This window comes from Rhodococcus sp. R1101, from assembly GCF_000278445.1.
GTDB classification, from domain to species: Bacteria; Actinomycetota; Actinomycetes; order Mycobacteriales; family Mycobacteriaceae; genus Rhodococcus; species Rhodococcus gordoniae.
Genome location: NZ_AJVB01000155.1, coordinates 1 through 8,208 on the forward strand (window position 1 = coordinate 1; position 8,208 = coordinate 8,208).

The following is an 8,208-nucleotide window of genomic DNA, read 5'->3' on the forward strand; positions in this document are numbered from 1 at the left end:
GTCCATATGTGGTTATCGGTGGTCCCCGCTCCTTCTCCCTCCTCGGAGCGACGGGGCCGCTCGGTCCGCGCATTCCTCCCCGTTGTGCGTGGGCCGACGGGAAGTCCGGTGGTGCACACCCGGACTTTCCGCACCGCAGTCGTCGCCAGTGTCGGAATGCGGGGATCACCGAGGCGGAAGGAGACGTGGTGCGCACAGCGGTACGGGCCGTCACTGCCGCGGTGATGCTGACCGCGGTCGCAGCAGTGGGGATATGGACGGTCGGTGCTGTATCCGGCCCCGATGGGGTTGCAGCCGGCGACAGTGTCGAGGAAACCGGGGCGGGAGATCACGGCGCGGTGTCGAGTCGAGGTGTGGTTCGCAGCTGGGATCTCGAGCGCATGCAGGGTGTGATCGACGGCGATGAGGTTCCCGGGGGATGTCATGTCGACTTCGCGGCCGTGGCGGTGGACGGGTTTCCCGCTCTGACGCCGGGCCACGAGGTGGAGTTCGAATGGGTCCGCGCCGAGAACCCGGCGGCGGGTGTCGAATTCGAATTCGAGTGTGTGCGGGCATGGCCGGCCGGAGAACAACCGGTCCGTCGTCCTGCCGGATTCGGGGCGCGGGCGTGGTCGGTTCATCCCGACGGCCGCATCGAGGAAGAGCACTTCACCGACGAACCCTCCGCCCCTGTCCCCGACTCGTCTCGGGTGACCGGCCAAACTGTCGGCACGGTCCGGGCGTGGAACGACGAACAGGGCTGGGGAGTGATCGATTCCGACCAGACCCCCGGCGGATGCTGGGCGCATTACAGCACCATCATCGGCGAGGGCTTTCGTACCGTAGCCGTCGGAGCCACCGTGGTCCTCGATTGGGAACAGGTCACCGATCAGGACGGCTACCATTATCGGGCCACCCGGATAGAGCAACCTGGCTGAAACCGGACCGGATGATCGACACGAGATCCCCAACATGGGCGGGTGGGGAATCCGCTACGACGCACAATCGGCTGGCAGCCACCCGATGACCGAAGACGTCAAGGTCGCAAAGCTCCGACCGTGTCGGCGAAGGTTCACCACATGGACGAGGCCGGTCGCGAGGGGTTGCCGGCCTCGCGGCAGGCTTGACGACGCGGCAATGAACGTGCGGCAGCTGATAGGAAAAGGCGTAGCGCGCCGGTCGACAGTTCCCTCGGCCGGGGAACTTACGGTCGGTCTCGGGATCCGACACGACCTGTTCTGCCCAGGCCAACCCATCATTCAGTTTCAGAACATTGTTTTTCGTTGGTTTTTCTGAAATGGACGCATGCCTCGGAACGGGACAACACGTCGCCTCGGCAACAGTGTTCGGGAATTACGGCGCAAGCACGGACTGTCCCACCGACAACCGGCGGCACTGAGCGGGGCGCACGCACAGACGATCGGGCGCACTCGAGCGGGGAGACCAGCGGCCGAGTTCGGACCTGGCAATGCATGTCAGTGCCGTGTTCGACCGGCCAGTACAGGACGTGTTCTGCGGGGCCGATTCTTCGACGATCGTCCGCGATCGGTAATCCTCTTCGCCATTCGGGCGATCGAGAGCGCGCGGCGAATACGCTCGCGAGGACCCCCGTCCGAAACGGCGACGTCAAGTCCGGTCGCCGGATCGTGGAACTGCACCGGGCTTCGCCGACGGCTCCGATCAACGACTTACGCTGCACTGAAACGACTTTTCGCTCGGATCAGCCGGTCGCTGCGTCCGGGCCTCGTACCGGAGGACCCCGACGCAGTGAGATGCAGCTACACCCGCCCGCAACGAACCCCGAGCATTGGTCTACGCCCCACCGGATCCGGCGCCGCCGCCACTCGAATTGAAGGGAAAGATCGGTCCACGGGTGCCGTCCGGACGCCGCGGCGCGAGGCTCGAATATCCACTGGGCTTTCGATCATCCATGAGGTGGCGAAGGCGGAAACTCAGCCATCGGAACAGCCGGCCGATTCGTGACCGAGTCTTCGGTCCTTCGATGCTTCCCTCATCAAAGGATGGGTTCGATCGAACAGAGCGCTCCATACCTCCTATGGTAACGACCGTTTCGTTCGACGTTCGGTGGCTTCCGGCGGTCATCGCAACGCCAGACATGTCGAACCTTCGGTGGACATCCGGAAGCTCGGGTTTCCTCGGGCTGCTTCACGGATACCACTGATGATAGAGCCGATCACCCCTCGCTCGTCGACGTCCGCCGCGTAAACGGAACCAGATCCCCAGTGAGACCACGGCAACGACAAGACCAACGATCGCGATACCTGACGGGCCCCACTCCACGACGAGGTCATCGACATGAACGCCCGACGTGAACGCCAGCTCGCAACGAGACCCGACGATACCTACCCACGTCGTGCTGAAGCTCGCCGCTGTCGCCTCCCGCGAACCGGCCTCTGCTGCACCTGGTGTCGCCTGATCGATGCAGACCTCGATCGGCGCGTTGACGAAGAACGCCGCGCCATATACCACCGCACCGACAGCGATGCCGATCAGCGCGACCACACGATAGGCCATCGAACCATGGCTCCCTCGTTGAATCCTCCTGAATGCCAATGGATCCCCTCGCGACATCGGGAGCGCACCGATCGCATCCAACTTATCCCCACGGGGATGGCGCCCTACCTGCCGACCGGCAGACCGCAGGCCATCGGGCTGCTATCGAAGACGTGAATGTCTGGTGTCGTGATGACCGCAGTTTCACAGCACCGACGGCATCGACCTCGAGGTGCGCGACGAGGGCCGGCAGGTGGTGTTCGCGCTGATCGCGACCGGATCCGGAGTCGATATCGATCCGGCGCCGCTGACCGTGCGGGGGTGATCACCTGCGCGGCGGTCACCGAGCACTGAGCGGCGCCGGGTCACGTGTGCCCTGGCGGCGGCGTAGCAGCAGTCCCACCCCGGCCACCGCAGCGCCCAGGCCGACGAGCGCGGTGACCAAGGCCGGGACCAGATGGTAGGTGCCGGTCTCGGCCAGCGGCAGCCACCCACGTCCGAGATCCGAAGAGGTAAACACGCCGATGACGATCGCACCGGCCGTCCACGCCTGCAGTTCGGTCAGCGCGCGGAGCGAACGGCAAGGTAGCGTAAGTCCCTGTCAGTTGCCGCGTGGGACATCTGCATGCGATACACATTCGCCAATGAGGTCGCGGAGCCTGCCCGCCTCGGGATCACCGAGGGGAAGCAGCGGCCTGCGAGGGAGGCCGGCGTCGATTCCGAGGCCCTTCAGGCCGGACTTGATCGTGGTGGGCAGCCCCCGACTGACGATCGTGTCGAGGAAGGGACGGAGGCGGCGGAAGATGGTGTCCGCTTGTTCGGCATCTCCTGTAGCGACCACGCGGTAGAAGTCGACAATCTCGTGAGGGATCAAGCACGGCGCAGCCGTGCACCAGCCTTTCGCCCCCGCGCGCAGCGCTTCCAGGGCCAGCGGGTTGCTTCCATTGAAGAATGGAAGCTCCCCACCGCTGAGCTCGCGGAGGCGGTGCATGCGCGTCACGTCTCCGGTCGATTCCTTGACCATCGTGATGTTCTCGACATTGCTGAACAGATCGAACAAAAGTTCGGGCTGCATGTCGATGCCGGTCGTGGCTGGGTTGTTGTACACCATGACGGGGATTCCGATGGAATCGGCAAGGGTGGTGAAGTGGGTTCGCACTTCCTCCTCGGTGAGGCGCCAGTACGACGTCGGCAAAGCCATCACTGCCGTCGCCCCGAGACGCTCGGCGATCTTCGCGCGTCGCACCGTACCTGCTGTGGTCAGGTCGGAGACCCCGACGATCGTCGCTACACGCCCTTCGGCGGTCTGGATGGATTCGGTTGCCACAGTTATCCATTCGCTGTGATCGAGGTAAGCCGCTTCCCCGGTGCTACCGAGAGGCGCAATGGCGTCGACACCGGCATCGATCATCCGGTCGATCAGCAGGCGGAGAATCTCCACATTGATCACATCGTTGTCAGCGGTTTCGAACGGTGTCACGGGATAGGCGACGATTCCGGAGACGGTACTGGTCATTAATGCTCCAAGTGTGTTGTGCGGGTGCGTACTGAACGTGGTGGAATTACTTGTTCTCGATCACATCCGGATGTGAGCGCAGTGCTTTGCGGGCGTAGTAGGCGAAATTCGCATCACTGCGTCGCGGGGTGAGCGTCCAATCGTGAGCCTCCTTTGCGAGGCGAGGCGGCAGCGGCTGAATGTCGCCGGCGGCCATCGCGAGCAATTGCAGTCGCGCCGCCCGCTCGATCAGGTGCGCGAGGGAGCACGCTTCTTCGATCGTGGAGCCCGCCACGAGCTGTCCGTGATGTGCAAGCAGAATCGCCCGCTTGTCCCCTAGTGCCGCAGAAATGATCTCACCTTCCTCGTTGCCGACCGGCACCCCGGGCCAATCAGGCAGGAAGGCGCAGTCGTCGTAGAGCGGCGCCATGTCCATCTGCGAGATCTGCAGGGGAACCTCGAGCATGGACAGCGCCGCCACATGAAGTGGATGCGTATGCACGATGCAGTTGACATCCGGACGCGCGCGATACACCCAGCTGTGAAAACGATTGGCAGGGTTGGCCATACCGTCACCTTCGAGAACATTGAGGTCCTCGTCCACAAGAAGGAGATTCCCCTCCGTGATTTCGTCGAAGCCGAGCCCGAGCCGCTGCGTCAGGAACGTGCCCGGCTCCTCTCCGCGCGCCGAGATCTGTCCCGCAAGGCCGGAGTCGTGGCCGGCGTCATACAGCGCTCGGCAGGTCAGTGCGATCTTCTGACGATCGGTCCATTGAGCTTTGGGGATTTGGGTGAGCATCGCCTTCTTGGCGGTATCCATCAACTCGGCCTTACCGAGGTTCATCGTCGTAGACATCCGAGCGCCCTTTCCGTAGACACGAAGACACTATGTAGACGATAGGACACAAAGTGTCCTGCATGCAACCGTCGAAGGGTTTGAGTAGATTTGTCCAGGACCACGAGGTACAGGAGGAGGGACGAAACGTGACAGCGTTTCTCAGGTCGCATCGGCGCAGAGCGGGTTTGACGCTTGATGCTCTGGCCAGCAGCACGGGGCTCACCAAGAGCTACCTGTCGAAGGTCGAACGGGGGTTGAGCACGCCATCGATCGCGGTTGCACTCAAGATCGCTCGTGCACTCGATACTGATGTGGGCCAATTGTTCTCCGAGAATCCCGACGAGACGGTGATGACAGTGGAACGGCACAACGAGCGTGTGCAGATACCGGAAGACGCCTCGACCAGTGCTGCCGTCTACGACGCGATGGCCACGCGGATGGTCAGGAAGTCGATGCAGCCGTTCATCGTTCATCCGACCACCGAAGCCGGCTCCGAGTACATGGAGCATGCGGGAGAGGAGTTCATCTTCGTCCAGAGTGGAGTCGTGGAGGTGACGATCCCGAACCGGGTGATCGTTCTGGAGCAAGGCGACAGCATGTACTTCGACTCGAATACACCACATCGCATACGGTCGGTTTCCGACGATCGTGCGGTACTTCTCGTCGTGGTACACGACCATGGCGGTGATCGATCGCCCGACACGACATCATCGTCGAGTCGGCGGCGGTGCGGCCCCGCTCAGGGTGCCTGAGACCGGACGTCGCGCACCGAACCGGATCAGGTGCCGAGTGTGATCGCGCGGGGTTCGGTCGACGGTGGCGCAGGCCGAGGGAACCTCCGATCCCAGGCACCCCACGCACGCCTCCGCACCCGAGACTCGCCGACCGACAGCTACACCGGGCGGCGCACGTCGGCGAGGCGGCGCTTGACGACGGTCGGAGCCATCACCTCCGAACCGCGCGCTGGTCCACCACGAATCGACCGCGCTGGACGACAAGCACCCACCCAGCGCGTTCCGCCCGCTCAGTGCGGCAGCGGATCACCTGATCGTGTTCCCGTCACAGTGAGCACGATTGCCGCCACCAACGCTCCCGCCCCGGCGACAAGGACCGGAGCGAGCAGAACCACAGACGGCGCCACCACCAGGGCCGACACCGCCGACACCGCCGACACCGCGCACGACACCACGAAGCCCGTCCGGCTGCGGCGCCGAAATATCAACACCGCAATCCCCGCAACGCACATCACGGTTCCCAGCGAGACCAGGCCCGGATCGACACCACCGGCCACACCGGCCGGCACCGTCGCCGCCACTTGGATGATCAGAGGAACCGCGGCGACGGTGCTCGAGATGGTCGCCGCGCGGAAGCGGCTCTCGGCGCCTGCACCACGAAACTCCCGGTACACGAAGAACAGCATTACGATCATCCAGATCACCGAGACGGTAGCCAGGACCGGAACGACATAAGCGATTCCGTCCGGGCAGCTCCAACTGCCCTGCCCATCGATCCGGGTGAGGAAGCACCCGACCCGGCGCGCCTGCAAGACCTCCACCACCACTATCGCTGCCACGACTCCGAGCCCACCGCCGACGACGCCGCTGAGCGCTGCAGCCACCAACAGCGACGCCCACACCGCCTCACGGTCACCGCTCATCGACGTCCTCCCGAATCCCCATACGCCTCTGCGTCGTGCGTGGCGGCACTGCTACAGGCACGGACAGCCACGATCACCGCTCGTCCCGGCACATCGGTGATCGGTTTGCGGAACGACCCGACCGACGTCACACTCCAGAAGGAGACCGATATCGGACCTCCTGTGTGGCCCTTCTTCGTTGCGCTTCCTGAACGAGAACGACAGCAACCAGGACGGTAACAAGAAGCGCGCTGACAGCTACACCCGGCAGAGCCGTGCCGACGATCCCGATGGCGAGACACGCGAGCGTTCCACCCACCAGTGGAGCACTGATGGTTCGTGTGGCCCGTAGCCGAAGTACAGTTTGGGCAACGAGGTAGAGGGTGGGTCCGCCGATGACCGCAATCATCTGTGCGGACGACAAGCGATCGGTGGGGTGTGTGATGACCAACTCGTCGCCGACTGCCGTCAGGATGATGCCCGCGACGATCAGGACATGCCCGTAGGTGTAGGAGTCGCGGGCCAACTGTGTTCGAGAAGAGGATCGAGCGAGGGCGTTGTGAGCCAGCTCTCGGGTCGAGGTGAAGTACAGCCACCACAAGGCCGCCGTCCCGACAAACGCTCCGCCGAACGCGGTCACAGTCATCACATCGAGCCGAAGATCGGCCACGGTCGTAGCGGTGATGACGATTGTCTCTCCGAGGGCGGCGATGACGAAGAGCCCGAACCGTTCGACGAAGTGGTCGGTGGCCAGATCCCATGTCCCGCCCGCCAACCGAGGCCGGCCGGGGACACGGAAGTAGAAGAGCGGCGCGCAGTAGTCGAGCGCCAGTGCGACGATCCACACACCCACGCGTGCTTCATCACTGGCGAAACCGCCGGCGATCCAGAACATGCCGGCGACCGTCAACCAGATGAGGATCCGGCCGGCTCGTTCGCGTTCGATCGTGCCTTTCGCGGCGACGACGAACGTCAGAAAGAGATGACGGCCCACCTGGATCGAGACGTAAGCGGCAGCGAACAGCAGTCCTTTGCTGCCGAAGGCCTCCGGTGCTGCGATCGCCATGAGCAGACTTGCGAGCATCAGAGCGATCAGCAGGATGCGCACGGCGTTGGTTTCCGGGTCGAGCTCGTTGGTGGCCCACGTGGTGTAGTTCCACGACCACCAGATCGCGAGGAGGATCAGCACCGCTCGGCCTGCGCCGGCCCAGGTAAGGTGCTCCAGCAGCAGGTGTGAGACCTGACTGATGGCGAAGACGAACACGAGGTCGTAGAACAACTCCAGCGGCGCCGCCCGTTTTTCCTCGGAGTCGCCGCGTTGAGCCTGTCGCATCACCAGGGGAGCACCCCGGCGCGGTCGGTGACCGTGCCGGTGGGCGTGTCGGCTCCCAGGGTGGCGATGCGCACCGCTGCCTCGGCGCCGTCCTCGACGCTGTGTCCGACCCGGCCGGTGAATTCGGTTGCAGTCCGGCCGGGGTCCACCGCGTTGAAGCGAACGTCGGGGGTGGTCTTGGCGTATTGCATTGTCAGCATCGTGACCGCGCTCTTCGATGAGCCGTAGGCGGCGAGCGGGTACTGCGACTCGACTCGTTCCGGGTCCTGGGTCATCGTGAACGATCCGAGTCCGCTGGTGACATTGACGACCGAAGGGGCGGTCGCAGCCCGCAACAGGGGCAGGAATGCGTGCGTGACACGCACCAGCCCGAAGACATTGGTTTCGTAGACGAGGCGGATCTGGTCGGCCGT

The 8,208-nt window shown here is 64.0% G+C and carries 9 protein-coding genes; 2 read left to right on the plus strand and 7 right to left on the minus strand.

Annotated features, from left to right (window positions below):
• The first annotated feature begins 188 nt into the window (after positions 1-188).
• Positions 189-917 (plus strand): cold-shock protein, encoded by a 729-nt coding sequence (locus R1101_RS30975; RefSeq protein WP_232284731.1) that lies wholly within the window; start codon positions 189-191, stop codon positions 915-917.
• 1,228 nt (positions 918-2,145) lie between these two features.
• Here R1101_RS30975 and R1101_RS0111755 read toward each other — a convergent pair.
• From R1101_RS0111755 to R1101_RS0111770, 4 genes are all read right to left on the minus strand, one after another.
• Positions 2,146-2,514, minus strand: a complete 369-nt coding sequence (locus R1101_RS0111755; RefSeq protein WP_016933625.1) for a hypothetical protein — start codon at positions 2,512-2,514, stop codon at positions 2,146-2,148.
• 319 nt (positions 2,515-2,833) lie between these two features.
• Entirely contained in the window at positions 2,834-3,013 is a 180-nt protein-coding gene (locus R1101_RS30195) for a hypothetical protein (RefSeq protein WP_016933627.1), read from the minus strand.
• A gap of 81 nt (positions 3,014-3,094) precedes the next feature.
• Entirely contained in the window at positions 3,095-4,009 is a 915-nt protein-coding gene (locus tag R1101_RS0111765; RefSeq protein ID WP_016933628.1) for a dihydrodipicolinate synthase family protein, read from the minus strand.
• A gap of 46 nt (positions 4,010-4,055) precedes the next feature.
• Positions 4,056-4,844, minus strand: coding sequence for an aldolase (locus tag R1101_RS0111770; RefSeq protein ID WP_026003174.1), 789 nt, complete (start codon positions 4,842-4,844; stop codon positions 4,056-4,058).
• Between the two features lie 128 nt (positions 4,845-4,972).
• On the opposite strand from R1101_RS0111770, the gene R1101_RS0111775 reads away from it, so the two are divergent.
• Positions 4,973-5,578 (plus strand): helix-turn-helix domain-containing protein, encoded by a 606-nt coding sequence (locus R1101_RS0111775; protein ID WP_026003175.1) that lies wholly within the window; start codon positions 4,973-4,975, stop codon positions 5,576-5,578.
• A gap of 272 nt (positions 5,579-5,850) precedes the next feature.
• Here the strand turns inward: R1101_RS0111775 and R1101_RS0111780 are convergent, their stop codons facing one another.
• The 3 genes from R1101_RS0111780 to R1101_RS0111790 form a co-directional block, all read right to left on the minus strand.
• Positions 5,851-6,483 (minus strand): hypothetical protein, encoded by a 633-nt coding sequence (locus R1101_RS0111780; protein WP_016933631.1) that lies wholly within the window; start codon positions 6,481-6,483, stop codon positions 5,851-5,853.
• A 127-nt stretch (positions 6,484-6,610) separates the two neighbouring features.
• Positions 6,611-7,795 carry a low temperature requirement protein A gene (locus R1101_RS0111785; RefSeq protein WP_037223047.1) on the minus strand — a complete coding sequence of 395 codons (1,185 nt, stop codon included), beginning with the start codon at positions 7,793-7,795 and terminating at the stop codon, positions 6,611-6,613.
• Positions 7,795-8,208, minus strand: a 414-nt coding sequence (locus R1101_RS0111790; protein ID WP_016933633.1) for an SDR family NAD(P)-dependent oxidoreductase, incomplete at its 5' end; no start/stop codon positions are given. The genes R1101_RS0111785 and R1101_RS0111790, both read right to left, overlap by 1 nt.